The 25,278-nt window shown below is 56.6% G+C and carries 25 protein-coding genes; 21 read left to right on the top strand and 4 right to left on the bottom strand.

What is annotated here, in order from left to right:
* The first annotated feature begins 32 nt into the window (after positions 1–32).
* From DFP90_RS20125 to DFP90_RS20090, 8 genes are all read left to right on the top strand, one after another.
* The gene (locus DFP90_RS20125; RefSeq protein ID WP_115938832.1) at positions 33–923 is read left to right on the top strand and encodes a LysR substrate-binding domain-containing protein; all 891 of its coding nucleotides are present in this window, start codon (positions 33–35) and stop codon (positions 921–923) included.
* Between the two features lie 59 nt (positions 924–982).
* Positions 983–1,798: a hypothetical protein gene (locus DFP90_RS20120; protein ID WP_115938830.1), complete on the top strand. Its 816-nt coding sequence runs from the start codon at positions 983–985 to the stop codon at positions 1,796–1,798.
* 106 nt (positions 1,799–1,904) lie between these two features.
* Complete coding sequence (locus DFP90_RS20115; RefSeq protein WP_245957132.1) at positions 1,905–2,702, top strand: Hpt domain-containing protein; 798 nt, start codon at positions 1,905–1,907, stop codon at positions 2,700–2,702.
* Positions 2,703–2,964: 262 nt separating this feature from the next.
* Positions 2,965–3,933: a TAXI family TRAP transporter solute-binding subunit gene (locus DFP90_RS20110; protein ID WP_115938920.1), complete on the top strand. Its 969-nt coding sequence runs from the start codon at positions 2,965–2,967 to the stop codon at positions 3,931–3,933.
* The gene (locus DFP90_RS20105) at positions 3,933–4,730 is read left to right on the top strand and encodes a substrate-binding periplasmic protein (protein ID WP_115938826.1); all 798 of its coding nucleotides are present in this window, start codon (positions 3,933–3,935) and stop codon (positions 4,728–4,730) included. The genes DFP90_RS20110 and DFP90_RS20105 overlap by 1 nt, the downstream gene beginning before the upstream one ends.
* Positions 4,731–4,830: 100 nt before the next feature.
* Positions 4,831–5,838, top strand: coding sequence for an asparaginase (locus DFP90_RS20100; RefSeq protein WP_218044754.1), 1,008 nt, complete (start codon positions 4,831–4,833; stop codon positions 5,836–5,838).
* A gap of 111 nt (positions 5,839–5,949) precedes the next feature.
* Positions 5,950–6,645 carry a glutathione S-transferase N-terminal domain-containing protein gene (locus tag DFP90_RS20095; protein WP_115938824.1) on the top strand — a complete coding sequence of 232 codons (696 nt, stop codon included), beginning with the start codon at positions 5,950–5,952 and terminating at the stop codon, positions 6,643–6,645.
* 85 nt (positions 6,646–6,730) lie between these two features.
* The gene (locus DFP90_RS20090; protein ID WP_181905477.1) at positions 6,731–7,495 is read left to right on the top strand and encodes a substrate-binding periplasmic protein; all 765 of its coding nucleotides are present in this window, start codon (positions 6,731–6,733) and stop codon (positions 7,493–7,495) included.
* 5 nt (positions 7,496–7,500) lie between these two features.
* Here DFP90_RS20090 and DFP90_RS22980 read toward each other — a convergent pair whose 3' ends face one another.
* A complete protein-coding gene (locus DFP90_RS22980) occupies positions 7,501–7,677 on the bottom strand; it encodes a hypothetical protein (protein WP_181905476.1) in 177 nt (58 codons plus the stop codon).
* 214 nt (positions 7,678–7,891) lie between these two features.
* Positions 7,892–8,545: a glutathione S-transferase gene (locus DFP90_RS20085; RefSeq protein ID WP_115938819.1), complete on the bottom strand. Its 654-nt coding sequence runs from the start codon at positions 8,543–8,545 to the stop codon at positions 7,892–7,894.
* An 88-nt stretch (positions 8,546–8,633) separates the two neighbouring features.
* Here DFP90_RS20085 and DFP90_RS20080 point away from each other — a divergent pair, with 88 nt between their 5' ends.
* Positions 8,634–9,557, top strand: a complete 924-nt coding sequence (locus DFP90_RS20080; RefSeq protein ID WP_115938817.1) for a LysR substrate-binding domain-containing protein — start codon at positions 8,634–8,636, stop codon at positions 9,555–9,557.
* A gap of 3 nt (positions 9,558–9,560) precedes the next feature.
* Here DFP90_RS20080 and DFP90_RS20075 read toward each other — a convergent pair whose 3' ends face one another.
* Together DFP90_RS20075 and DFP90_RS20070 are read right to left on the bottom strand one after the other, a co-directional pair.
* Positions 9,561–11,099 (bottom strand): glutamate synthase-related protein, encoded by a 1,539-nt coding sequence (locus DFP90_RS20075; protein WP_115938815.1) that lies wholly within the window; start codon positions 11,097–11,099, stop codon positions 9,561–9,563.
* Positions 11,100–11,238: 139 nt separating this feature from the next.
* Positions 11,239–12,231: a GlxA family transcriptional regulator gene (locus DFP90_RS20070; RefSeq protein WP_115938813.1), complete on the bottom strand. Its 993-nt coding sequence runs from the start codon at positions 12,229–12,231 to the stop codon at positions 11,239–11,241.
* A gap of 317 nt (positions 12,232–12,548) precedes the next feature.
* Here DFP90_RS20070 and DFP90_RS20065 point away from each other — a divergent pair, with 317 nt between their 5' ends.
* The 12 genes from DFP90_RS20065 to DFP90_RS20010 all read left to right on the top strand — a co-directional run bounded on the left by DFP90_RS20065 (position 12,549) and on the right by DFP90_RS20010 (position 25,278).
* Positions 12,549–13,667, top strand: a complete 1,119-nt coding sequence (locus DFP90_RS20065) for a hypothetical protein (RefSeq protein WP_115938811.1) — start codon at positions 12,549–12,551, stop codon at positions 13,665–13,667.
* Between the two features lie 6 nt (positions 13,668–13,673).
* Entirely contained in the window at positions 13,674–15,086 is a 1,413-nt protein-coding gene (locus tag DFP90_RS20060) for a hypothetical protein (protein ID WP_147301073.1), read from the top strand.
* 85 nt (positions 15,087–15,171) lie between these two features.
* Entirely contained in the window at positions 15,172–16,116 is a 945-nt protein-coding gene (locus DFP90_RS20055) for an AEC family transporter (RefSeq protein ID WP_115938807.1), read from the top strand.
* A gap of 66 nt (positions 16,117–16,182) precedes the next feature.
* Positions 16,183–17,799, top strand: a complete 1,617-nt coding sequence (locus DFP90_RS20050) for a GMC family oxidoreductase (protein WP_115938805.1) — start codon at positions 16,183–16,185, stop codon at positions 17,797–17,799.
* 10 nt (positions 17,800–17,809) lie between these two features.
* Positions 17,810–18,298 carry a DUF1499 domain-containing protein gene (locus DFP90_RS22975; RefSeq protein WP_218044753.1) on the top strand — a complete coding sequence of 163 codons (489 nt, stop codon included), beginning with the start codon at positions 17,810–17,812 and terminating at the stop codon, positions 18,296–18,298.
* Between the two features lie 186 nt (positions 18,299–18,484).
* On the top strand, positions 18,485–18,712 hold the full coding sequence (locus DFP90_RS20040; protein ID WP_218044752.1) for a DUF1127 domain-containing protein: 228 nt from the start codon (positions 18,485–18,487) through the stop codon (positions 18,710–18,712).
* Between the two features lie 195 nt (positions 18,713–18,907).
* Positions 18,908–20,197: an NAD(P)/FAD-dependent oxidoreductase gene (locus DFP90_RS20035; RefSeq protein WP_115938803.1), complete on the top strand. Its 1,290-nt coding sequence runs from the start codon at positions 18,908–18,910 to the stop codon at positions 20,195–20,197.
* A gap of 70 nt (positions 20,198–20,267) precedes the next feature.
* Positions 20,268–21,173, top strand: coding sequence for a LysR substrate-binding domain-containing protein (locus tag DFP90_RS20030; RefSeq protein WP_115938800.1), 906 nt, complete (start codon positions 20,268–20,270; stop codon positions 21,171–21,173).
* A gap of 250 nt (positions 21,174–21,423) precedes the next feature.
* A complete protein-coding gene (locus DFP90_RS20025; protein ID WP_115938911.1) occupies positions 21,424–22,614 on the top strand; it encodes an aromatic ring-hydroxylating oxygenase subunit alpha in 1,191 nt (396 codons plus the stop codon).
* Positions 22,615–22,823: 209 nt separating this feature from the next.
* Positions 22,824–23,384, top strand: coding sequence for a flavin reductase family protein (locus DFP90_RS20020; protein ID WP_181905475.1), 561 nt, complete (start codon positions 22,824–22,826; stop codon positions 23,382–23,384).
* Between the two features lie 89 nt (positions 23,385–23,473).
* A complete protein-coding gene (locus tag DFP90_RS20015) occupies positions 23,474–24,643 on the top strand; it encodes an LLM class flavin-dependent oxidoreductase (protein WP_115938796.1) in 1,170 nt (389 codons plus the stop codon).
* A 32-nt stretch (positions 24,644–24,675) separates the two neighbouring features.
* Complete coding sequence (locus tag DFP90_RS20010; protein ID WP_115938794.1) at positions 24,676–25,278, top strand: amino acid synthesis family protein; 603 nt, start codon at positions 24,676–24,678, stop codon at positions 25,276–25,278.

Below are 25,278 nucleotides of genomic sequence, written 5' to 3'. Positions count from 1 at the left end.
TCCTGGTGGTCAGCAAGCGGGATTGGGCAGTTATGGCCAAGTTTAATTATTCCCAGATCCGGGCCTTCAATGCGGTAGCCAGGCTCTCCAATATTTCCGCGGCGGCCAATCGGCTGGGGGTGACTCAGCCGGCAATCACCGCGCAGATCCGCACCCTGGAAAAATCCTATGGAGTGATGCTGTTTGAACGGTCCAATACCGGCGTGCGCCTGACCAAGCTCGGCCGGCAGCTTTATCGTGAGACCGCCAGCCTGGATGAGCAGGAAGAGGTGATCGATCATATCCTGGGGGAATCGGCGGAGTTGAAAACCGGAGAATTGCGCATTGTTTCCGGTGCGCCGTCGCTTTGTGTGGAGCTGCTGTCTGAGTTTAATCGGCTTTATCCACAGGTCCGTCTGGATGTGCGTTTCGGCAATTGGGGGCGGGTGACTAGTGCGATTTTTGAGCGCCAGGCCGATTTGGCGATCCTGACCAACCCACCGGAAGATGAGAAGCTGCATATGGTGCACCTCATTGATCAACGGCTGGACTGCCTGGTGCCGGAACATCATCCGCTGGCGCAACAGGCAAGTGTCAGTTTTCGGGAGTTAGCTGATTATCCTGTGATTTTCCGCAATGGGGCGTCAATTACGCAAAGGACGGTCGATGATTGTCTGGCGCGGGCGGGATTGCGTTTGGAGCCGATGGTATCCCTGGAAACCCGTGAAGCCGTTTATGAGGCGGTCGCCGAAGGCATGGGGGTTGGGTTCATGCTTTCCGCCGCCAGCAAGCGCCAGGAAAAAGTGCGCCGAGTGCCCATTCTGGAAGCCCCGGAAAACCATCCTGAAAAGCTGTTTTGCCTGAGGCCTAATCTGCGTCGCCGGGTGGTGCAGGCGTTTTTTGATGTGGCTGAGGAATGGGCCCACGGGCAAAGGCCCGTTTAAGAACTATTGGCATCAATTGCCCTCATATTTATGCCACATTCCAGTGGGAGTTTGGTGCCATGAAATGGTTGGGATTTTTGATCCATGCGGCGGTTTTTCTGGCCCTGACCCTGCTGACCCAGATTGGCGGGCTGGTCTATCTGTTGGCATGGGCGCTAACCTTCAATATCCGGCGCTTCCTGCCCCGCCAATTCTGGCGGGTGGTTTTGTTCCTGACACTCTATGTCGGGGCATTATTTGCGGCGCGTGAAATGGCACCCGTTTACGGCCGCGTGCCATTGCCCTGCCTGGAGGGTGAGCAGCGGGAATTCCGGATGCAATCGCCGATTTACTGTTTGTTGAACCGGAATTACGTCCGGCCGGAAGTCCGGTCGATGATTCTCGATCTGGCCATCCATATGAACCGGGAATTTCCAGGGACCATCACCCTGGGACTGGATGCAAACTTCCCGTTCTTTGACGGTTTTCCGCTGTTTCCCCATCTGAGTCATGATGATGGCCGCAAGCTGGATCTCGCTTTCTATTACCGCGATGACAAAGGGTATCTGCCCGGTGTTAGCGCATCGCCGGTCGGATATTGGGCTTTTGCGGCAGCACCTGATCATTTGCTCTGCCCGGCACAGCGCCCTTGGCATTCTCCGCGCTGGGATATGGCATGGTTTCAGCAGTACAACCGGGGTCTTTCTGTTGATCTAGACCGGACTAAGGCAGCGTTGAACTGGCTGTTGGCAGCTGGAGAGGCGCATGGGCTTGAAAAGATTTTCCTGGAGCCGTCGTTGCAAAAAAAATGGGGTATCTCGGGAGGGGTTGTCCGGTTTCAGGGTTGCAATGCCGCGCGGCATGATGACCATATTCACCTACAGTTGGGCGACTGACAGAAAGCGGAAATCTGTCAAAACTGAAAGGCTGCGTTACACTCCCGATACTTCAGGGATCTTTAACGGCTTTTCGGGATAATGGGATTGCCCGGAATAACACGGGGTGACGGATCAAATGGTGCATGATGGAAAATATGCCGGTGAGGTGAGCGAGATCGCGGATGTGCTGCGCGTTGAATTCGCGGATGAGGCGCGCGACCGGCTACAATCCATAGATCTTCAAATGACCGAAATACGCCGTGGCGAGGGCGAACTGGCCGACCTGATCAAGACGGTGCGGGAAATGGCCTTGCGGTTTCGCGGCAGCGCCTCAAATTTTGGTCTCTGGCAACTGGGGTTGATCGCGCATCGTCTCGAAGATTTCCTGGCCAATGTGAAAAAACCGCCGCTCGCCATCATCGATGACATCCAGAAATTCATTGACGCCATGGTAGATGTGGTCGACGGCCGGACTGACCAGGATGCTGATGCAACCTTGCTGGTGCGGGGGTTACCGGCCAAGGTGCGCCTTGATGCCGGGGCGATTGAGGTGCGCGATGTGGAGGTCCTGTTGGTTATGCTGCATGGCACTGGGACCCATTTTGTCGAACGGGAGATGCAGGCCTGCGGTTATCGGGTGTCCACCTGCACATCGGCGTTTGAGGCGCTGCCGATGATTGTCCGGACCCAGCCGGATATGGTGATCATATCGGCAGTCATGCCGGAATTGTCGGGGATTGATCTGGCGGCGGCGTTGATTGCCATGCCGGCCACGCGCAATGTGCCGTGTGCCTTGATTACCAGTCTGGATCCGAATGATGATTATCTGGCTTTCCTGCCGGATCGGGTGCCGGTCATTCACAAGGGGCCGTCTTTTGCTGATGATCTGGCCGAGGCTTTGAGCAGCCTATTCCTGATTTAGCCCCTCTTCCTCGGATGCCCCATAGTGTTTTCGCGGGCATCCATACAGATATACTATCGATATAAATGGCTTTGCTGCCCGCTTTGTGAGAAGACCTCCTAAAAAACAGGCGGTCGTCGGTGTTTTATCCGTGTCCAGTCCAATGGGATGGGATGCGGGGGCCGTGGTCCGTTAAGACTATCTTTGGGAAAAAAGAATAGACTGTCGTGAAGTTACCGGACGCGGACCGGCCATGGCAGATGTTGACGGGAAAACGGTATTCATGAACGGGTCAAGAGTCGCGAGAGCATGTCTCGTCATTCTGGGGATGATTTACGGCATGGCCGCGCAGGCGGCGGATCAATCCATTCTTATAGGAACCGGCGGGCAAACTGGGGTTTATTACCGGGTTGGCGGCGCGCTCTGCCGGTTGATCAATAAATCCCCGCTGGGCGCGCAGGTGAAATGCTCCTATGCCACCAGTGGCGGGTCGGTCGCCAATATCGATGATTTGCGGGCGGGACGCATTCAGGTCGGGATCGTGCAGTCGGACTGGCAGTATCACGCTTTTCATGGCAGCGCCCCAGAGGTATTGGGGGCCGGTGAATTCGGCAATATGCGGGCGTTATTCTCGCTCTATTCCGAGCCTTTCACGGTGCTGGCCCGGCGTGATGCAGGGATCGAACGGTTTGAGGATCTCAAAGGGCATGTGGTGAATGTGGGGAATCCGGGATCTGGACAGCGCGCCACCTTGGAAATCCTGATGCGGCGCATGGGCTGGACCATGGCGGATTTTTCCGAAATCCGCGAATTGAAATCGGCGGAACAATCAAGCGCCCTATGCGCCGGCCTGGTGGATGCCATCGTTTTTACCGTCGGCCATCCCAACCCGTCTATTTCCGAGGCGACCACGGCCTGTGACACCAATCTGGTTTCGGTCGAAAATCAGGCGGTGGATGCATTGGTTAGAACCACGGACTATTATGCCCGTGCCGTGATCCCGGGCGGGACCTATAAAGGCAATCCGGATGATATTGGCACCTTCGGGGTCGGTGCGACTGTTGTGACGGTTAAGGGTCTGGACCCGGATCTGGTCTATGGTTTGATGCAGGCGGTGTTTGGCAATCTGGGGCGGTTCAAGAAGATGCATCCCTCCTTCGGGCGCCTGAATCCCTTGACGATGCTGGGCAATAACAGCGCGCCGTTTCATGAAGGCGCGCTTCGTTATTACCGCAAACATGGTTGGATGTGATGATGTTTGCCTTTTTTCTTGGTCACGATCCCAAAAAGTTTGTGCAAGGTTTCGTCATCCTTTTGTCTTTGGTGCCCTGGGCGGCCAAAGCTCAGGAGCCGCTCTCGATCACGGCCTTTGATCTGCCGCCTTACATCTCTTCTCAGGCAGAAGGTGGTGGGCCGGTGCTGGATGTTCTTGACCGGATTCTGAGGCGGCTGAATATAGCTTACAGCATTGACTTCCTGCCCAATAACCGCGCGGTACGCTCGGTGATGGAAGGCAGCCATGATATGATCGCCTTGGTTCCCATGGTCGGACCCCATGCGGTGGATCTGGATTTCACCGATGTTTTGGTCGTATCAAAAAACTATGTTTTCTTTCGCGCCGATGGGCCGGTTTACAGCGGTAATCTCAAGCAACTGGCGGCCAAACGGGTCGGTGGATTGCAGGCCTGGCGCCATGACCGGGATTTCCAGGAATTCGCCGCAGCCAACAATGTCACCCTGCTGGAGAGCCGCAGCCCGCTCACTATTGTAAAGCTGCTGCAATTGCAGAGGGTCGATGCCGCCATCATGCCGGAAGATGTCGGCCGCTGGGCCGCAGTGGCCGGGCCCGGCGAATTTCGCGCCATCGCCCGGTCCCAGCATTATATGGATATCTCGCATCTGGCCATGGGGATGAATTGGGATTCGCCCTTTGCGGAATATCTATGGGATATCAATGCGGAGATCGACAATCTGAAGCGCAGCGGTGAATTGCGGCTGATCCTGGAAACGGGGATGGCACAGTTTCTCGCGGCACAATCCGATGATTGAACAGCGGGCCTTGCCAATGTCTTGCGGGAACTGGCAAAACGGGGCTGAAGCCAGTCGGGGTCCTTGGATTTTGGCGGATAAGTGTAAGGATTAAATGCATATGTCAGATATTCACCAGCGCCGTGTGCTGATCATCTATACCGGCGGCACGATCGGCATGCGCAAGACCGCCCAGGGATTTGCGCCGGCAGCCAGTGTTCTTGAAGAATTTCTGGAAGATAGTCTGGCGAAATTTTCGGAGCAATTGCCGCAATGTGATATCGAAGCCGTTCTACCCTTGATCGACAGTTCCAACATCACCATTGATGACTGGAACGGGATCATTGAGCGGATTGCACGCAACTATGAACGGTATGACGGTTTTGTGGTGGTGCATGGCACGGATACCATGGCGTATACGGCCTCCGCTTTGTCCTTTGCGCTGGAAGGATTGAGCAAGCCGGTGGTTTTGACCGGATCCCAGGTGCCGCTGAGTGAAGTTCCCAGCGATGGGCCTTCGAACCTGTTGGGGGCGGTGAAAGCCGCGGGTGAGGGGCGCTATGGTGAGGTGTCTCTTTTCTTCAATGGCAAGCTGATGCGTGGCAACCGGGTTTCCAAGACCTCGATGGATTCCTTTGATGCTTTTGAAACCCCCAATTACCGGCCATTCGGGGCGAACAATATCCTCGGGCCGGTGCTAAATGACCCGGCCTTCGTGGCGCGGCCTTACAAGCAATCAAAGATTGCCGTCCTGTCTCTGGTGCCGGGTCTGTCAGCGGATATCATGCGCAACCTGCTAAGCCCGCCGCTGCAGGCTGCGGTGATCCAATGTTACGGTGCGGGTAATGCGCCCCATCTGGATGAGGGGCTGATGGAGGCTTTCCGCAAGGTCAATGGCGACGGTGTTATCCTGGTTGGGGTCAGCCAATGCCGGGAAGGCTCCACCAGTTTCACCCGATATGAAGCGGGTGGCCTGCTGCAGGAGGCGGGATTTGTCTCGGGCCTGGATATGACCTTGGAGGCCTGCGTGACCAAACTCTATTACCTGTTGGGTCTGGGATTGCCGAAGCAGGAGGTGAAACGGCTTTTCCAGGAAAGCCTGCGCGGGGAGCTGACCCTGTCAATCTAGTCATGCCGGCGGCCGGCAATATTTTTTGGAATAATCGTTCAAATATCTTAACATCGGTGCCGGGCATGCCCATATGGGGGTGAATTCAATCAATCCCACCGGAGGCTCACGATGAACAAACCCCTATTTGCCACGCATTGGCCTGCCGCCAATCCGGACATTTTGCAGCTCTATTCCTTGGCTACACCAAATGGCCAGAAAGTCTCTGTGATGCTGGAGGAGCTGGGGCTCGAGTATGAGCCTCATACCGTTAATATCCTGCAGGATGACCAATTCACGGAAGAGTTCAAACAATATAACCCTAACAGCAAGATCCCTGCGATCAAGGACCCCAATGGTCCCGGCGGTCAAACAGTGGTTATGATGGAGTCCGGGGCGATCCTGTTGTATCTGGCGGAGAAAACCGGGAAGTTCATCCCCGCTGACCCGGTTGCACGGAACGAGTGTATCCAATGGCTGTTCTTCCAGATGGCATCGATCGGCCCGATGTTCGGACAGTTCGGGCATTTTCACAAATTTGCGCGTGAGGCCTGCCTGGATCCCTATCCTCTGGAACGCTACAGCAAGGAAGCAAGGCGCCTGCTTGGGGTGCTTGAGACCCGCCTGGCGGATCATGATTACATCATGGGATCTGACTATTCTATTGCTGATATCGCGACTTTTCCCTGGGTACGCATTCTGGGCGGCTATTATGAAGGGGCAGAGCAACTGCAGCTGTCCGAATTTAAGGTGGTGAATAGCTGGCTGGAGCGCTGTCTCGCCCGACCGGCGGTGCAGCGCGGCCTGGTGGTTTGCGGCCTGGATTGACAACAATATCCGGGCCGGCCTGCGGATATGTGTGATTTATGGTACTCTGGGCTTGTTTGTAAAAATGAGTCCAGGTGCCGGTTCTATGCACGTTCGCCAGTTCTTACAGCCGATATCTCTGATCCTGTTGGCCATTGCCAGTCTGGCCTGGGCGGTGACGGGGCGGTCAGAGACCTTGATTGTCGGGATTGACCATTCTTTTCCACCATTCACCTACCAGGATGATCAAGGCGCTTATAGGGGGCTGCATGTGGAAATTATTTCCAGGGCGCTGGAAGATGCCGGGATGGCATATGAAGTGCGAGGCTATCCTTGGAAGCGCCTGGTATTGTTGGCGGATCTGGCGGAATTGGATTTGGCGCTGCCCTTCAGACATAAGCCGGAACGGTTTGAGAAATACTATATGGTCGGGCCTTTTACCGAAACTGGTAGCCGCACGTTTTTCTTCGGATTGAATGATACATCGATCAAATGGAAGGTCCTGCCGGACCTGACCGGCTATGTGATCGGCTTGATCGATGGGTTTGCCTACCCGGAAAGTATCGAGCAGGCGGTGTATCTGGACTATTACCGTTTCAATGGCTCGACACAGAAGCTGGCATTGATGTTGCGGCTGCAGCGCATTGACCTGTTGGTCTCGGATGAAACCGTGTTCTGGGATTCGGTTGAGCGGGGTGAAATGGTCCGGGCTTTCCAGCCGGTTGGTGCACCGTTGGACCGGGTGATGCGCTATGTCGTCGTGCCCAGGCCAAAAGAGGCTTTGGCGTCAAAAGTGCAGGCGGCGTTGGACCGGTTTAAGAGGGACGACGCCTATCGGGCTATCCTGGAACGGTATGGTGTTGCCCTGTAGCCGGCTTAGTCCGCGCCGCAGGCATGAAACCTGGTCGTGATGGACCAGTCGTTCTCTGGAAAGCGCATATTGAGTTTTTCCATGAAGCGCGCCACGCCCATCTTGGGCAGGTTCATGCATTTGACGGGTTCGCCGTCGCGCTTGATCAGAAATTCCTCAAAACGATTTTCATTGCTGCTCATTGTCTCAATCCTTCTGATTGATGTTCTGCCGCCCCATGCGGTGGCGGGGTGGGTCTGCGCTTGCCTATGCAAGGGGCAAAGCCCGTTTTCACCGCCACGCAATGGGAAGCAGATTCCGTGCCATGACACGAAATGGCAGAAATCCTGGACTTCCAGGTTCAATGTTATCCAGGAAGTGATTAAATATTATGCACCAAATAAAAATGCATAAACATTAATCAAAACTCAATATCCATTCCTCTTTTTCGGCAGCATTTCGCCATTCCTGGAAGGTGGGAAGCGTCCAAATGGCCTCCATATAGGTGCTGCATACCGGATCGGTTTCAATGCCATAACCCTTAAACCTGGCAACAACCGGGGCAAAGGCTGCATCCGCTAAAGAGAGTGTGCCAAACAGATACGGGCCGTCATCCTGATATGCCATTCTGCAGTCATTCCAGATGGCTAGGATCCTGGCAATGTCGTTTTTGGCGCCGGTTGAGACAGGTTTCGGAACGCCGATGCGCCCCAGATCCATTGGCATCTCGTTCCTGAGGTCGGGAAAACCGGCATGCATTTCCGCGCTGATCGACCTGGCATGTGCACGCCGCACAGCGTCTGCCGGCCATAGATTTTTCTCCGGCGCCTTCTCGGCGGCAAATTCCATCAATGCCAGGGAATCCCAGATGGCATGCCCGTCTTTTAACAATGTCGGTACTTTGGCGGGATAGCCGCTCCCGAAAGAAAGGATGCGTTCGCTTGTATCGGACTTTTGCAACGGAATTACGGCTTCCTCAAACGGGATTTCCGCCCAGCGTAAGGTGAGCCAGCCGCGCAAACTCCAGCTGGAATATCGTTTGTTGCCCAAGATAAGAAGATTGGCTGTCATTTCTCTACCTGCTATTAGAAATGTTATCAATGCAGTAGAGATATGTTGATGTTTGTACTGCATCAATATTAGGAAAATTCACAGTGCTATGATGCGAGGCAAGATGAACAAGCCGCCGATAAATTGGGTGCGCAGCTTCGAAGTTGCGGCCCGGCACCGGAATTTAAGCCATGCCGCACGGGAGTTGGGGGTGACCCACGGTGCGGTGTCGCGGCAGGTCGCACAGCTGGAGGCGTTTTTGGAACTGACTCTGGTGGAACGATCCAATGCGGGGCTGGAATTGACAGCGCATGGCGCGCGTGTGGCGGAAAGCCTGCATGAGGCATTCGGGCAGATCGATCGTGCTTTTGAAGAGCTGAAGCCCGGCCTGCGGCAGCTGACGGTGACGATCCTGCCTTCTTTTGCTGTTCATTGGCTGGTTTCCCGCCTGGGGCGATTTTATGCGGCTCATCCCGATTTTGAAATTCGACTGCTGACCACAAGGCGCCTTGTGGACCTGAACCGGGAAGAGGTGGATCTGGGGTTGCGTTATGGCCGGGGCGGCTGGCCTGGCCTCGAAGATGAACTATTGCTGGAAGACCGGCTTTATCCCGTCACCGCGCCGGACTTGGCCCGGCGGTTGGATATGCGCGCTCTTGATGGTTTTGCGCGTCATATCGTTCATTCCGATGCGGTCATCGATCACGAGAACTGGTTGAGTTGGCTGGATGCGGCGGGATATGGCCGGGCCGATCTGTCGCGCCAGCCGGTGTATGATGATACAGGCATTGCCATGCAGGCCGCCCTGCAGGGCCAGGCGGTTATTCTCGGGCGATCAAGCCTGGTGGAAACGCATATTGCCGCCGGACGTTTGGTTCGTTTGTCCGATGTTGAAATCCAAAGTCCGATGGCCATGTATCTGGCCTATCGAAAGGGGGGGCGCCGACGTCGCGAATTGGCGGCTTTTTGCAATTGGATCCGGTCTGAAGCAGCCGGAAGCCAGGATCAAAACCTCGTCTCCGGCTGCTTGTGATGCTCAGGCCGGTATGGGGCGTGCGCTTTCAAAGCCTGAGAAGCTGATGCCTGATAGATCCGCCATATCCCGGTGGAAAGTGGCGATGTCCTGCCTGTTAAAACCGCTGAGGTGGCGATGGCCGCAGGCCCGCGCCATCACTTGCATCAATTCCACTGAAGATTCGAGGAAGTTTGCCAGTTGACGGGCGGCGGGTTCCACCAAAAGCTTTTCCCGTAATGCCGGTTTCTGGGTGGCGATGCCGACCGGACAATTGTTGGTATTGCACATCCTTGCCGCGATGCATCCCACGGCCTGCATGGCTGAATTTGCCAATGCCACTCCATCGGCTCCCAGGGCCATGGCCTTGATGAAATCGGGTGCCGTGCGCAGCCCACCGGTTATGATCAGGGTGACATCCGGCCGGCCGACGTGATCCAGATAATGCCGGGCGCGGGCCAGCGCTGGAATAGTCGGGACGGAAATATGGTCACGGAACAACAAAGGGGCTGCACCGGTACCGCCGCCTCGGCCGTCCAGGATGATATAGTCAGCGCTCGCTTTCAGGGCGAAAGCGATATCCGCTTCGATATGGTTGGCTGAAAGTTTGAATCCGATTGGTATTCCGCCAGTGGTTTCACGGACTTCATCCGCCAGTTTTCTGAAATCGGCGGGTGTGTGAAGATCCCGGAAGGTTGGTGGCGAAATGGCGTCCTGGCCAGCTTTTAGGCCACGCACCTGGGCAATTTTCTCCGTTACTTTCGCGCCTGGTAAATGGCCACCGGTGCCGGTCTTGGCACCCTGGCCGCCCTTGAAGTGGAAGGCCTGTACATTGGCTAGCTTTTCCATATCAAATCCGAATTGCGCAGAAGCCAGTTCATAAAAGTAGCGGCTGTTGGCTCTCTGTTCTTCAGCCAGCATCCCGCCCTCACCGGAGCAGATCCCCGTCCCTGCCAGCTCAGCCCCTTTGGCCAGGGCGGTTTTGGCCTCTTCTGAAAGGGCGCCGAAACTCATGTCCGAAACGAACAGCGGGATCTTCAGCTCCATAGGTTTTCGGGCGTTTGGGCCGATGACAAGGCCGGTGCCGACATCGGCTTCTTCCATCAATGGTTTGGTGGCCATTTGGGCCGTTATAATCTGGATGTCATTCCAGTCCGGAAGCAGGTTTCGAGGGACCCCCATGGCAGCCATTTCTCCATGATGGCCCAGGTTCTTTAAGCCGTTTTTCGCAAGTTCGTGGATTTCCGCCACCGTAGGCTCTTCTGCAGTCGGAATCGCTTCGCTGTTGCTCGTCGCGGTTTGCGGGAGCGCGTCGATCTCCTTTGGCAGCTTTGCATGGGTGCCGTCGCAAAACGGCTGGTTCTTACTATGTTTGCACATACAGAGATGGGCCTTGCCATCTTCATCAACGGAAAATTTTTGAGGGGTGAAACTGGTGCCGCGATGTGAGCCGTCGCAAAAAGGCTGGTTTGACGAGCGCCCACATCGGCAAAAGAAATAGTCTTCTCCGGCGTTGAGTGTAACCGCTTTTGGTTTGCGGTCTGCGATTACGGGTTTGTCCATGTCCTGATCCTGTTCTGGTGTAAGGCGGGGCAGGCCCCGGTTTCTCGACAGGATCATTGTAGATTAACCGAATGTCGGAAATAAATCGGTCAAAAAGAAACCGATTGTTTCCGATTGGTTCTTAATAAAGGTGTCCGCGTCAGCCGATGATGCTGTCTTCGCGCATCTTGCTCGGGCTCTGGCCATACATCATCTTGAAATGCTTGGAAAAGAGCGATGCTGAGCTAAAACCCGTGGCATAGGATATCTGGGTGATCGACATAGAGGTGTTAACCAGCAAGTCATAGGCGCGCCATAGCTGGGTTTCGACCACATAATTGCGCAATGTCTTGCCCAGATGCTTGGCGAACAGGCGCTCCAAATGGCGTCGGGAGACGCCGACCCGCTTGCTGAGTTCGGTCAGGGTGGGTGGATTGCCAATCTCTTCATTGATGATATTGATCGCGCGCTGGATCTTCACATTGGGGTAGCTGGCCGTGACATTGTGGGGCAGGCGCTGGGGCTCCGAGCCGCTGCGGATCCGGTCGTGATTGAAGAAATTGGCACAGCGCCGGGCGATGTCGCTGTCGAGATCCTCCCGGATGATGGATAACATCAGGTCAAAGGTGGCAACGCCACCCGCACAGGAAAACCGATTGCGGTCAAACACAAAGAGATCCGGCACCACATCCACCTCTTCGAACCGTTCCACCACGCTGGCATGCTGGCTCCAATGGGCGGTGCATTTATGGCCGTTGTAAAGTCCGGCTTCGGCCAAGGTCATGACGGCATAACCGATGGCGCCGATCCGAATGTCCTGGCGGCCGAGGAAGCGCAGCCAGGATTGCAGTTGGGCCTGGGAATAATGGGTGAGGTTGGATTCGCCAATGACAATCAGGCTGTCCAGTTTGGGGGCATCCCAGATGGAATATTGAACGGGAGTGTCGAACCCGTGCCAGCTTGTGACCGCGCTGCCATTGAAGGAGATCAGGGCGGTTTTATATTCATAGCGGTTGAATAATTTGTTCACCCAGACAATGGGATCAAGAATCCCCTGCAAGACCGACCCCTGGAAATGGGGCAGCATCAAAATGCCCACACGCTTGCGGCCCTGGGCACCGCTCTCTTCGCGGTGTTTGTTGACGATCACCATTGGAACATATCCCCATCCGTGACAACTACCTGTTTTTATGGACGCTTCTAGGGTTTGCCGCGCAATATGGTCGGATCGGGGAGCGCGACCGGGAAAGCACTGGATGCTTTCGGGTGGAAATGGCGGAAAACGGCGTCTTGTGAGCCAAATTTTCGCGAAAAAGCGGAAAAATTCCTATCTTCTGTCCGACCTTATATGCCACCGATACGACATTACGATTTTGTCAAAGGCCGTTTTTTCTGTAAATAATTATATTTTTACTGGTCTGTGTTAATGATTGGTCTAAAGTTCTCCGCGGGGAGGTGTTGTACCAGGGCATGGAAAATCCAATCGTTGCGGAAGATATCGCACTGCCGCCGACATTTGCACATCGGGGCGTGTCGTTGTCCTTGACCACGCGGGTGGTGTATTTTGCCCGGGTGCGGGTGACCGAAGAAGGGGTTCGCGAAGCATTGCTTCCAGGCCTGTCCGGCAGCCGCGGCACCTATGTTGTTCCGTGGCCTGCTTTTCCCGAGGTGATCAGCCTCTCACTGCATGACCGGTCTTTGCTTGAAAAACTGGACCGTGTTCGCCGCCCCAATCCCTTCAATATCCGCGACATCTGCCTATTGCTGCAAAAAGAGGGGTTCGACGGGCCTGTGGCAGCCAAACGTGCGGCCCGCTTGATCATGGAGGATGAGGAAACCGCCACCATGACCCATCTGTCGCTGATTGTGGAGGCGCTTAAGCAACTGGCGGGGGATGCAACGCGCAATATGTCCCTGGTGGATCTGATCCGGCCCGGCGCCTTGGACCGGGCCAAGAATGGACTGTCGTCTTTCGCGCGTGAGGCCAATGCCAGCCCGGGTGATGTCATCAAACGTCTGGAGACCTGGGGTCAGCTGGCATTGTCGCTCGGCACGCCGGATGGGTCCCGGAAAGGTTTTCTGGCCCGGCGGATACAGGGGCTGGGGGACCTTATCCAGGATCTCAACGAATGGATGGCGGAGGAGCCCGCCTATACGGCTTCCATGGCGATGCAGATTGCCGATGCGGCGGCGATGACCAGGCGTTTTGCCTTAAAAGAGGTGAAGGCGGCCATGGGCCGTGCCAACCGGATGGAGGAAATGCTGATTAACTGGCGGGATCAGGAAGACGAGATCCGCAAGGAAATTGACCGGATCAGCTGGATCCTGGATGGTTGGGAGCGCATTCTCACATTGTGGGAGGAGGTTTGGGGAGATACCCGCAGTCGCCAGCGCGCGGTGGTGGCGACCCTGGTACAGAGCCTGCCGATCCTGCCGGAGGAGGTTTTAAACCCGGAACAGAAACATGTCTGGCATGAATATCGCCGGCAACAGCGGATCTGGTCGGACAGCGCGACCATGGTCCGCAAGGAAAATGTGGATAAGGAGCTTCTTGATAAGCTGGATGGCATGCAGGTGGAAGAGGGATAGCCGGGTTTGAGCCGTGTTTCGGGAAAAATGGCGGCGCTGCAGGAGATGCTCTCCGGCTTGAGTGATGCGCAAAAGGCCGAACTTGGCAAGGCGCTGGAAGCTTCCGACAGCCTGAACGAAGAGGATGCGCTGGTCCTGTCTCTGCTGCGGCGGGAAATGGTCGGCAAGAAAAAGCGTGAGCATCGCGATCGGGTGATCCAGGGATTTTGCGATCCGTTCGAGGATCTGCTCACTGATCGCGATCCTGATGTCAAGGAACCGGCGCGCATTTCGCGCAAGTCCATCCGGCCGGTTTGGAACTGGTTGCGAGAGGTCGGCGGTGAGGATCATTCCCGGGTCTGCCTGCGGTATGAAGAGGCCCTGGAATATGGGCCGCCGGAAGAGGCGGAAAAAGCCCGTGCCGCCCTTTGGCGGGCAGCGGTGCGGCTGACCGAGGATAAACTTGAAGAAGCCTTTGCCGACAAACAGGCAGGCCAGGCACTGGCGAAACATCTGGGCGGCACGCGTCGCCTGGAGGATATCCGCGAAATGTTGGTTCTTGTGGCGATTGCACCGGAGATTGAGGCCCTGAAGATGGCGATCGCGCCGGCCCCGGCCTTGACCCTGACCCGTGACCAGGCCTCCCTAATCCTGGAGGCATATCATCGGATTGCAGAGCAACGGCCCGGCCATGAATCCTGGCTGATCATTGCCATGATGCGCCGTCTGCTGCATGAGGCGGATATTCTGAAGGTGGTGCGATCACTGTGCCGGGATGGCCAGGATACGCTGGCCAGCCTCACGGATTTGGCCATTGTCGGAGACGAAATCCTCAACGATCTGGACCGCTATGCGACGGATATGGAGGCGGCCTGCGGCACGGAAGGCGGTGCGGCAGAGATTGTGAAACTGACCCGGGAATTTTCTGAGGCCTATCTGGCCGTCGTGGAAAGTCTGGATATCAAGCGGGAAGGCAGTTGGGGCCAGCGGATGCTGGAGACCAAGCGGCGCGTCAGCGCGGCCATCGACAATGGCCTGTTGAGGTCCGCGAGGCGCGATATCTTTACAGCGCTCAAATCCAGGAAGGTTCAAAGCGGTCGTACAATGGTCTCGAAGGCGGATCTGCGCGAGGATCCGGATATGGACGCTTATGAATTTGCCGAGGCGCGGGCCATGGCCATCCGTGATGTTGCCCGCCTGGGCGAGCGGATCGGGGTCAATGCCGCGATCCAGGCAGTGACCAAAGACATTGTTGACGAAATCCATCTTTACAGTGACAGCCTGTTATCGCAGATCACCAATGTGCCGGATGAATATATTGCACGGGCCAGGTCCCATGTGATTATGATCGCACGATTGATGGAATTGTTGGCCGGTCCCGATCCGGCGGAAACCTTCCTCAAGCGCGCCATGCGTCGCATTGATGAGGCCTCGTCATAACTGATAAGCCCTGCTGTCTGGTTGTGCCGTCCATGCAAACTGACTCTAATGGTTATCCTTCGATATACCTTTCTGGAAATCCGTCATGCTCGCCATCGCTGAAAGCCTGTTGCCTGTTTTTGCCCTGATCGGCCTGGGCTTGGTCCTGCGGCGCCAGGGCATTGTGCCGGAAAATCAGTGGGACGGTTTGAACAAGGTCTGTTACTGGCTGTTCTTCCCGATGATGCTGGCCAAGACCATGGTGGGGGCGGATCTGGACAATGTGCCGCTGGGCGGTATGGCGGGTGCGATGCTGACCGCAAGCATCATCATGGGCATCCTAGCCTTCGCGCTGAAGCCGGTTTTCATCCGGGGCATGGGGCTGGATGGCGCGGCCTTCACCTCTGTCTTTCAGACGTCTGTGCGCTGGAACGGTTTCATTGCGCTGGCGATCGTGCTCAAACTGTTTGACGAGCAGGGGATCGCGCTGGTGGCGGTGGCCATGGCGGTGCTGGTGCCGATCATCAATATAGCTTGTATCTTTGTCCTGGCGGCCTATTCCTCCAACGAGCCGCCATCGGCCGGGCGCATTGCGCTCAACATTATCAAAAATCCCATTCTGCTGGGTTGTGTCGGTGGTTTGCTCCTGAACCGCCTGCATATCCCGGTCTGGGACCCGGTTCTGACCCTGATGGATCTGCTGGGCCGGTCGGCCCTGGGGGCGGGGCTGCTTTGTATTGGCGCGGGGCTCAAGGTGCGCCATCTGGTCAATCCGTCGGGCGGCATCTGGGTCAGCAGTCTGATCAAGCTGGGGCTGACCCCACTGGTGGTGGGTGGGGCAGCGGTGTTCTTCGGCCTGCGCGGTGACGCTCTGGAGGTCGCGGTTTTATGCGCGGCGGTGCCGACGGCAATGAATGGCTATGTCCTGGCCCGCCAGATGGGGGGCGATGCGGAGCTTTATGCCGCCTCAACCACCCTGCAAACACTTATCTCGCTGATATCCATCCCGCTTTTTCTAGTCCTGGCGGCCAAGCTTGTTGCCTTTCTTTGAGACCTGACCAAGAATGTTTCGCAAGAAACGGAAAATGGGTGATGGTTGAAAAGCAGGGGGCGGTTAATGGCAGTGGATCTAGGGGATTATGATTACATCATTGCGGGCGCCGGCTCAGCGGGCTGTGTGCTGGCCAATCGGTTGAGCGCCGATCCCGATATCCGGGTGCTGCTGTTGGAGGCGGGCGGGAAAGACGATTATTTCTGGATCGACATCCCGGCCGGTTATCTCTTTACCATCAATAATCCGCGTACCGATTGGATGTTCAAGACCGTAGCGGAAAAGGGGTTGAATGGCCGTGTGCTGACCTATCCGCGAGGCAAGGTGCTGGGCGGCTGCTCTTCCATCAATGGCATGATCTACATGCGCGGTCAGGCGCGCGATTATGACGGCTGGGCCCAGATGGGCAATGCGGGCTGGGGCTGGTCGGATGTGCTGCCCTATTTCAAGCGCCAGGAATATTATCATAAAGGGGCCGATGACCTGCATGGTGCGGAGGGCGAATTACGGGTCGGCCAACAGCGCCTGTCCTGGGAGGTCCTTGATACCTTCATGGAAGCGGCCCGGGAGGCGGGCCTGCCCCATGCGCCGGATTTCAACCGGGGCAATAACGAAGGGGTCGGCTATTTCGAGGTCAATCAGCATCAGGGCAGGAGATGGAGTGCGGCGCGCGCTTTCCTGGATCCGGTGCGTCATCGGCCCAACCTGACCATCCAGACCGGGGCCCATGTTCACAATATCCTGTTTGATGATGCGGGCCGGCGCGCCACCGGCGTCAGCCTTTCAATCAAGGGGGCACAAGCCAGGGCACAGGCCAAGGGGGAATTGATCCTGTCGGCCGGAGCTGTGGCTTCGCCGGTGATATTGATGCGCTCCGGCATTGGTCCCGGCGATCATCTTCAGGCCATGGGCATAGAGCCGCGGCATGATCTGCCGGGGGTCGGGGCGAATTTGCAAGATCACTTGCAGATTCGGTCCGTCTTTAAGGTCAAGAATGTGCGCACCTTGAATGAAATGACCCATAATCCGCTGACAAAGGCGGGGATCGGGCTGAACTATTTTCTGTTCAAACGCGGGCCACTGACTATGGCGCCCAGCCAGATGGGGGCCTTTGCCAAGAGTGATCCCGGGCTGGAAACGCCGGATCTGGAGTTTCATGTTCAGCCTCTTTCCACCGATAAACTGGGGGATCCGCTACATAAATTCCCGGCGATCACGGCCTCTGTCTGCAACCTGCGCCCGGAATCGCGCGGCACCGTGCGGTTGGCTGATAAGGATCCATTCAGCGCCCCGGAAATCGCGCCCAACTATCTCGCCACGCCCGGTGACCGGCGGGTTGCGGCGGAAGCGATCCGATGGGCCAGGCGGATCTGCGCACGCCCGGCGTTCCAGCGCTATGCGCCGGAAGAATATCTGCCGGGTTCTGCCCTCCAGACCGAGGAGGAGCTGGCCCAGGCGGCAGGGGACATCGGCACCACAATCTTCCACCCCACCTGCACCTGTAAGATGGGCTCAGACCCCATGGCCGTGGTCGGGGCCGACTTGAAACTGCATGGGGTGGAAGGCCTGCGGGTGGTGGATGCCTCTGTTATGCCGACGATCACGTCGGGCAATACCAATGCGCCGACCATGATGATCGCGGAAAAGGCCAGCGATATGATCCTGGCCGACCGAAAGGGCTGATCGGATGGCGATGATGCCGAAAATCCTGACAGGTTTGATGGTTCTGTCCCTTGTGCTGGCGGTACTATTCGGGCGTGAGCGGCTGTTGGATCTGGTTTTTGCAAAACCGGTGACGGCATCCATTGATTTCAGAACCCTGGAGCGATCCGACAGACCCAATCAATTCCTGGTCTGCCCGGCGGGGCTTTGTTCGGCACCGGTCGATCTGGAAAGTCCGGTGTTTGAGATGACGGCGACAGCCCTGCGTGACCGATGGCTGGCGATGATTAAGGACCAGCCAAGGGTGGAAACGATCGCGGCGGATCCGGAAAACCTGCTCTATCATTTTGTTCAGCGATCCTATTGGATGCGTTTCCCAGACAGTATCACAGTTTGCTTTTTCGACCTGGCAGACGGGAAATCGACATTGGCCATTTATAGCCGCTCCCATTACGGGCGCAGTGATTTTGGCGTGAATGAAAACCGCATCCGCCATTGGTTGGATCTGCTATCCCAGTGACACAGCGGGTTACAGCATTATGACAAGCCATGCGTTTTCTGCATGCCGGGGCTGATTTTTTAGCGCGTTTCTTTTTTTTCATCCGGGACTACATAGAGGTCAACAGACAACGACATGCCGAGAGGCGAGGCCCTTGAGACCTCAAGAGAGGCCCCCCGGCGATAGAGCCCAGATGGAGTTAAGATCATGGCTGCTTTTACTTATGAAAACTACGGTTCCGCTTCCCCGGTTGCAGAACAGCTGCAGCGTTTTGGCCTGATGGTCGGCAATGCCGCACTGAAAATCGCTGACAAAGTTTCCCTTGCTTACCAGCGTCACCAGACCCGTCGTCAGCTGCAAGCGCTGAGCGATCGTCAGCTGGAAGATATCGGCCTCAGCCGCGGTGACATCGAAGGTTTCGTTGCCCGCATCTGATGCCTTCCGGGCTTGGCCCGGAAAACCTGCGCATTATGAAAATGGCCCCGGCTTCCCCGCCGGGGCTGTTTTTGTTTCTAGGTTCCTTGCATGCCGAAACGGAATGACCTGGTGAGAAAACACCGTTATCGTTGAGCCTGATCCTCTGCTAGAGCCTTGGGCTTCATTGATCACCGGATTTCTGGGAAGGCACAGATGACCGCAGCCCGCTATATCGATACCTATTATCGGCGCACCATCACCGAAGATGCGCCGCGTCCGGCTTTATCCGATGACATCCAGGCCGAGATCTGTGTGATCGGCGGCGGCCTTGCCGGTCTGACGACCGCGCTGGAGCTGGCGCGCAAGGGCCATGACGTGGTGGTCTTGGAAGCCAGGCGTGTAGCTTGGGGCGCGTCGGGGCGCAATGGCGGCTCGGTTTCCAACGGTTATTCGCTCGGCAATACGGGGATCGTTGACAAGGTTGGCCTGAAGGACGGCAAGGAACTGTTCCAGATTTCCTGCGACGGCGTTGAGATTGTACGCGATAATATCCGCAATCTGGGTCTCGACGATGCCCAGGTGGTGGAAGCGGGCAAGTTGGGGGTGATCCGCTATGATGATGCGGATGGCCTGAAACAGTCCCAGGCACTGGAAGCAGAAAAATTCGGCTATGAAAGCGAATTTTGGGACCGGGCCAAATTGCAGGAAAATCTGCTGACTGATCGGTATCATTATGCACTGTTCGATTCAAAAGGCTTTCACTTTCACCCGCTGAATTATGCGCTGGGTCTGGCCCGCGAATTTGAGCGGCTGGGCGGCCGGATTTTTGAGGATTCCCCGATGCTGTCGGTGAATTATGACCGGGCACCGGTGACCGTGAAGGCCGGCGGCGGGAAGGTTACGGCGGAACAGATCGTTTTTTGTTGTGGCGGTTATACCGATGACAGCATTCCCACCTTGCGCCGGGCATTGTTGCCCATTGCCACCTATGTCATCCTGACCGAGCCTCTGGATGACCGGCTGGAAACGGCGGTGCGGACCAATGCCCAGGTGGGTGACGACCGGCGGGCGGCGGATTATTATCATGCGACCAGAGACGGGCGCCTGTTGTGGGGATCGCGCATCACGACCCGCATCCAGGATCCGGCCAACCTGGCCGGTCTGCTGATGGGGGATCTGCTGGATGTTTACCCGCAGCTCGAAGGGGTCGAGGTGGATGTCGCCTGGTCCGGCCTGATGGGCTATCCCATTCATAAAATGCCCCAGCTGGGCCGGTTGAAACCCCATGCCTGGTATTGCACCGGCTTTGGCGGCCATGGCATGAACACGACCGCCTCTTGCGGTCAGCTGATCGCCAATGCCATCGATCATGGTGATGACCGGTACAAACTATTTGCGCCTTTTGGCCTGTCTTGGAATTTCGGGCCGCTGGGACCGGTCGGCGTGCAGATGACCTATTGGAAATACCGGTTTGATGACTGGCGCCAGGAACGGGCCGGCTAAAAAATTACTGGTGGTTTTTAAGCCTTCCGGTTTATGACAAAATGAGGGTCATGAACCGGAAGGACTTCCGATGAAATTAAAACCACTGCCGCCGCTGAAAAGCCTTGTGGTGTTTGAAGCCGCTGCCAGGCTGCAGAGCTTTTCTGCAGCGGCGGAGGAATTGAACGTGACACAGGGGGCGGTCAGCCGCCAGATCCGTGCGCTGGAAACCGCACTGGGCAAGGCCTTGTTTGCCCGGTCTACAAGGCGCGTGGATCTGACCCCGACCGGACGGCAGTATTATCAAGGAATCCTGCCCGGCCTGGAAAGCATTGTTGGGGCCACCAAGGAAATCGTGCAATGGCAGGGCGAAAACCGGCTGACGGTGGCCACCACCAATGCATTGGCCTCGCTCTGGCTGTTACCGCGCATTCCCCGTTTCCAGAAAAGTCACCCCGATCTGGATATTCGGATCCTGGCCTCCGACCATGTACGCCAGTTGAGCAGCGCGGATTATGATATCGCGGTCGATTATTGCGGGCAGCCGCCCGCCATTGTTGCGGCCACCCCGCTTTTTCCGGAACAGGTCTTTCCCGTCTGCAGCCCTGAATATTTGGCAGAAAACAAGCCGTTTGACGGGCCGCAGGCGTTGTTGGGCAAAACCCTGTTGATGTTGGAAGGGGTTTATGAGGGCTGGATCAACTGGCCGGATTGGTTTGAACGGCTGGGCCTGAATTACAGCGAGCCGCTTCACCGGGTGAATATCAACAACTATCCCATGGTGGTGCAGGCCGCGGCCAACGGGCAGGGAATCGCCCTGGCCTGGAGCCGCCTGGTCGATGATTATCTGGATAACGGCACCCTGGTCCGGCCGCTGGGTGACAGCCTGACCACGGGCGCGCATTTCTACCTGCTGGAACCGCTGGATTTGATCCGGCCAAAGAAGGCTGCTGGGCTGTTCCGGGACTGGCTGTTGCGGGAATTGGAACTTCATTAATGAGGAAATCTCATTAATCGAAGGCCTAAAAATCGCTTGTCGGCTGGCCATTTCAGCGTGATGATCAGACCATCAGTTGGGAGACTGCAGAAAGACTGCCTGTAAAGGGCTGCTGGAAAACAGGGCGCCCGATCCGACCGGAAAACCGGCGGGGCGCCCTCAGTGGCCGGGTAAGGTTCTTCGGATAAATATCCCGCTGCCAGTATCATAAAAGTGCAGATACACCGAACAGGGTGTGATGGAGACGGACATGGAAAAGAAAACAGTTTTTCATGAAGGCGCGCTTGCGTCCATATTGGCCCCGATCGAGGCGGCGACCGGCCTGCCCAATGAAGCCTATATCAGCCGGGATTATTTCATTCATGAACGTGACACCGTCATGGCGGACAGCTGGGCGGCCATTGGCTTTGCCGCTGACCTGCCGGAAAAAGGCTATGCGAAGCCGGTGACATTCATGGGCCTGCCGTTGTTGATCCTGCGCGACCGCCATGGTGAAATGAAAGTCTTTCACAATGTTTGCAGCCATCGCGGCATGATCCTGGTGGCCGAACCCGGTCCGGTCAAGACGACCCTGACCTGCCCCTATCATGCCTGGACCTATGATCTGGAAGGTAACTTGCGCGGGACCCCGCATATCGGCGGTGTCGGCCAGCATAAATCCGAGAAATTCCAGTGCAAGGGTAAGGGCCTTCGTGAAGTGCGCTCTGCCGTCTGGATGAACATGGTCTTTATCAACCTGTCCGGCGATGCGGTGCCGTTTGAGGATTATGTAAAACCGGTAACCGACCGCTGGAAACCGTTTTGGGGTGAAAACGGTTTGGACCAACTGCGCCCGTCCGAGCATGGCGGCAAGCTCCGGGTTGAGGTCAATTGCAACTGGAAGCTCGCCATTGAAAATTATTGCGAGGCCTATCACCTGCCTTGGGTTCATCCGGAATTGAACAAATATTCCAGGCTGGAGGATCACTATAATATCATGGTTGGCGATAGCCTCGCGGGCCAGGGCACCTGGGTCTATAACCTGTCCGAAGTGGCTGGCACCAAACTGCCGCAGTTTCCGGACTGGCAGCCGGACAAGATCCGCCAGGCGGAATATCTGGCCTTTTACCCCAATGTGTTGATCGGCCTGCAGGCGGACCATGCCTTTGCCATGATCGTCGAGCCGGTCAGCGAGGAAAAAACTGTCGAGCATCTGCGCCTGTTCTATGTCGGCGATGAGGCGTTAGGCGATGGTTTTGCACCCAGCCGCGAAGCGGTGCTGGAAAGCTGGCGCGTGGTTTTCGGCGAGGATGTCTTTGCGGTGGAGGGCATGCAGAAGGGCCGCCATTCGCCTGGTTATGCGGGCGGTCATTTTTCACCTGAAATGGACCTGCCAACCCACCATTTCCACGCCTGGGTCGCCAGCCGTTTAAGTGGGGGCCACGGGTCGCCTTATCGCTAGTGCAGCAATGGTTTTGTGGCTCAGCGCGACCTCACTTCGCGCTGCCGCCAACCTTGGTTTTTACTTCCAACGCAGAGGTTTATCAGGTTTTCAAAAAACGCTATTGACCAAATTTTAGTTTCGCGTACCGTAAAAGCACCTCAAGTCGGCAGGCAGTGAGTGGAAACGGTGTGTGCCAGATGTTGTTTTCAGCATTTGGAGCCCGTGAGATGACCGACCAGAGTCTTCAAAAAATCCCGTCAGGAAACCATCAGGCGCATTTATGTGCGCCTGCACATGAATTTGATCAGCGCGCGTTTCGTGATGCGTTGGGCTGCTTTGCCACCGGGGTGACGGTGGTTACTGCCGGGCCGGATATGGCCCGGTGCAGCGGCACCACGGTCAGTGCCTTTAGCGCGCTTTCCCTGGACCCGGCCCTGGTGCTGATTTGTTTGAAAAATGAGTCAAACATCCTGTCCCTGATCCGCGAAAACCGCAGTCTGGCAATCCATGTCATGGCCGAGGGGCAGCAAGAAACCGTAATGGCCTGTGCGGGCAAGGCCCCTGGCAAGATGGCCGGGATGGAGTTGGAAATGACCGAATTCGGCATTCCGGCGCTGAGCGACTATCTGACTCGGTTTGAATGTGCGCTGCATGCGGAGCTGGAGGGCGGGGATCACCGGATCATCATCGGCCGGGTGCTGGATTTTTCATCCACCGATGCCGTCCGGCCCATGACCTTTTACCGGGGCGGTCTGAACAGCCTTACCCCCGCATCGCCGCCCGGCTGAGCAAACGCGCTCAAGTCGGCAGGCAGTGAGCATAAACGGTGTGTGCCTTTTGATTGATCAACCTTGTTGGATTTATCGAGAGGTGAATTATGAAATTCGGCTATTTCCTCAACCAGAATAACCGCCATCTGAAAAAGCCCTTTTACGAAGTGGTCCAAGAAGGCCGTGATATTGCGGAATATTGTGACCAAAATGGCTGGCATTCGATCTGGACCACAGAACATCATTTCGGCCATGAAGGCTTCGAGGTCTGCCCGAACCCGGGCCTGATGAGTGTTGATCTGGCGGCCCGGACCAAACAGATCCGTCTGGGTCAGGCCGCCAATATCGTGACCTTTTATCATCCGCTGCGCCTGGCGGAGGATCTGGCCATGCTGGACCATATGTCCGGCGGGCGGCTCGAGGTGGCGGTTGGGCGCGGCATTTACCCGCGCGAGACTATCAACCTCAATCCATTGGCCGACGTGGCCAACCAGGAACAGAACCAGGAGATTTTCGAGGAAACGGTTGAGATCATGCGGCGCGCCTGGTCGCAGGAATATTTCGAGTTTCAGGGCAAGCATTATCAATTCCCCCATCCGGGCGTGAAGTTTGACCATGCCATGAGCCCGCCGGAAGAGCATTTCCAGGATCCCGAGACCAAGGAAATTCGCAAGCTGGCCCTGGTGCCGCGCACCCTGCAGCAGCCGACCCCGCCCATGTGGCAGGTGATCGACAGTCCGCGCTCGATCAAATTTTCCGCGCAAAACAATCTGAACGGCATGTTCTGGATCCCGCCGACGGATTCCATGGTGCCCCGTTTCGAAATGTATCAGGAAGAAGCCTCTAAGGCGCGCGGGACAGATGTCCCCTATGGCCATGGCCTAGCGTTGGTCCGGGATATGTTCGTCACCGAAACCATGGCTGAGGCCGAAAAACTGGCGGGCGGCGGCATCATCGATTACCTGAAATGGGTCTGTCATTACCGAGGGCTGGGCAACCATGTCTTCCCGGGCGAAACCCTGGAACAGACCGCGGGCAAGCTCGATCTGCTGTCCTATGAATGGCTGCATCCGCGCAATCTTCTGTTCGGGACGCCGGATTATATCGCCGAGAAGATCCACGAGATGAAGGAAAAGCTGAACCTGCAGCATCTGTTGGTCTGGTCCAACTTTCCGGGTGTCGAACATGAGGCGGTGATGAACAGCGTGAAACTGTTCACCCAGGAGGTCATGCCGCAATTCGCCGAGGATGCCCCGGCGGTCGCCGCAGCAGATTAATCAATCAACCAAAAATTGGATGGAACAGACAGATGTCATTGGAAATTCGTAAAATCGTCACCGCCATTGATGAAACCTTCATTGAAGGCGGCAAGGCTGCGGAAAAGCCGTTGAAAATGATCGCGGTGGCTGCCGTGGTCAAAAACCCCTGGGCCGGAGAATTCTATGAGGACATGCAGCCGGTGATCCGTGCCCATGCGCCGCAATTGGGCGAACGATTGGTGGCGGAACTGGCCAAACATACGGATCTGGACGCGGTCGAGGCCTATGGCAAGGCGGCGGCGGTCGGCATGAATGGTGAAGTGGAGCATGCGTCGGGCTTCATCCATACCCTGCGCTTTGGCAATAAATACCGCGAGGCCGTGGGCGGGACCAGCTATCTGGCCTTCACCAACAAGCGCGGTGGGCCGGGCTGTGTCATCTCAATCCCGATGATGCATAAGGAAGATGAAGGCCAGCGCAGCCATTATCTGACCCATGAATTCACCGTTGGCGACGCGCCGGGGCCGGATGAAATCCTGGTCGCCATCGGCGCGGCTACCGCCGGGCGGCCCCATGCCCGCACCGGTAACCGCTATCAGGATATGGAAGAGATGAAGGCCGAGCGCGAATCCGCCGGCCTGGTCGACGCGTAG

The sequence above is a fragment of the Aestuariispira insulae genome (assembly GCF_003385955.1).
In the GTDB taxonomy this organism is placed as follows: Bacteria; Pseudomonadota; Alphaproteobacteria; order UBA8366; family Aestuariispiraceae; genus Aestuariispira; species Aestuariispira insulae.
The sequence above is the reverse complement of the archived record's forward strand: the minus strand, read 5'-3'. Positions and strand labels throughout refer to the sequence as shown.

Excerpts from the sequence above, each read along its gene's own strand:
- DFP90_RS20125 (WP_115938832.1), top strand. The coding sequence starts at position 33 with ATGGCCAAGTTTAATTATTCCCAGATCCGGGCCTTCAATGCGGTAGCC.
- DFP90_RS20080 (WP_115938817.1), top strand. The coding sequence starts at position 8,634 with ATGATGCGAGGCAAGATGAACAAGCCGCCGATAAATTGGGTGCGCAGC.
- DFP90_RS22980 (WP_181905476.1), bottom strand. The coding sequence starts at position 7,677 with ATGAGCAGCAATGAAAATCGTTTTGAGGAATTTCTGATCAAGCGCGAC.
- DFP90_RS20050 (WP_115938805.1), top strand. The coding sequence starts at position 16,183 with ATGGCAGTGGATCTAGGGGATTATGATTACATCATTGCGGGCGCCGGC.
- DFP90_RS20030 (WP_115938800.1), top strand. The coding sequence starts at position 20,268 with ATGAAATTAAAACCACTGCCGCCGCTGAAAAGCCTTGTGGTGTTTGAA.
- DFP90_RS20025 (WP_115938911.1), top strand. The coding sequence starts at position 21,424 with ATGGAAAAGAAAACAGTTTTTCATGAAGGCGCGCTTGCGTCCATATTG.
- DFP90_RS20065 (WP_115938811.1), top strand. The coding sequence starts at position 12,549 with ATGGAAAATCCAATCGTTGCGGAAGATATCGCACTGCCGCCGACATTT.
- DFP90_RS20120 (WP_115938830.1), top strand. The coding sequence starts at position 983 with ATGAAATGGTTGGGATTTTTGATCCATGCGGCGGTTTTTCTGGCCCTG.
- DFP90_RS20105 (WP_115938826.1), top strand. The coding sequence starts at position 3,933 with ATGATGTTTGCCTTTTTTCTTGGTCACGATCCCAAAAAGTTTGTGCAA.
- DFP90_RS20100 (WP_218044754.1), top strand. The coding sequence starts at position 4,831 with ATGTCAGATATTCACCAGCGCCGTGTGCTGATCATCTATACCGGCGGC.
- DFP90_RS20020 (WP_181905475.1), top strand. The coding sequence starts at position 22,824 with ATGACCGACCAGAGTCTTCAAAAAATCCCGTCAGGAAACCATCAGGCG.
- DFP90_RS20075 (WP_115938815.1), bottom strand. The coding sequence starts at position 11,099 with ATGGACAAACCCGTAATCGCAGACCGCAAACCAAAAGCGGTTACACTC.
- DFP90_RS20085 (WP_115938819.1), bottom strand. The coding sequence starts at position 8,545 with ATGACAGCCAATCTTCTTATCTTGGGCAACAAACGATATTCCAGCTGG.
- DFP90_RS20095 (WP_115938824.1), top strand. The coding sequence starts at position 5,950 with ATGAACAAACCCCTATTTGCCACGCATTGGCCTGCCGCCAATCCGGAC.
- DFP90_RS20040 (WP_218044752.1), top strand. The coding sequence starts at position 18,485 with ATGGCTGCTTTTACTTATGAAAACTACGGTTCCGCTTCCCCGGTTGCA.
- DFP90_RS20035 (WP_115938803.1), top strand. The coding sequence starts at position 18,908 with ATGACCGCAGCCCGCTATATCGATACCTATTATCGGCGCACCATCACC.
- DFP90_RS20070 (WP_115938813.1), bottom strand. The coding sequence starts at position 12,231 with ATGGTGATCGTCAACAAACACCGCGAAGAGAGCGGTGCCCAGGGCCGC.
- DFP90_RS20090 (WP_181905477.1), top strand. The coding sequence starts at position 6,731 with ATGCACGTTCGCCAGTTCTTACAGCCGATATCTCTGATCCTGTTGGCC.
- DFP90_RS20110 (WP_115938920.1), top strand. The coding sequence starts at position 2,965 with ATGAACGGGTCAAGAGTCGCGAGAGCATGTCTCGTCATTCTGGGGATG.
- DFP90_RS20015 (WP_115938796.1), top strand. The coding sequence starts at position 23,474 with ATGAAATTCGGCTATTTCCTCAACCAGAATAACCGCCATCTGAAAAAG.
- DFP90_RS20010 (WP_115938794.1), top strand. The coding sequence starts at position 24,676 with ATGTCATTGGAAATTCGTAAAATCGTCACCGCCATTGATGAAACCTTC.
- DFP90_RS20055 (WP_115938807.1), top strand. The coding sequence starts at position 15,172 with ATGCTCGCCATCGCTGAAAGCCTGTTGCCTGTTTTTGCCCTGATCGGC.
- DFP90_RS22975 (WP_218044753.1), top strand. The coding sequence starts at position 17,810 with ATGATGCCGAAAATCCTGACAGGTTTGATGGTTCTGTCCCTTGTGCTG.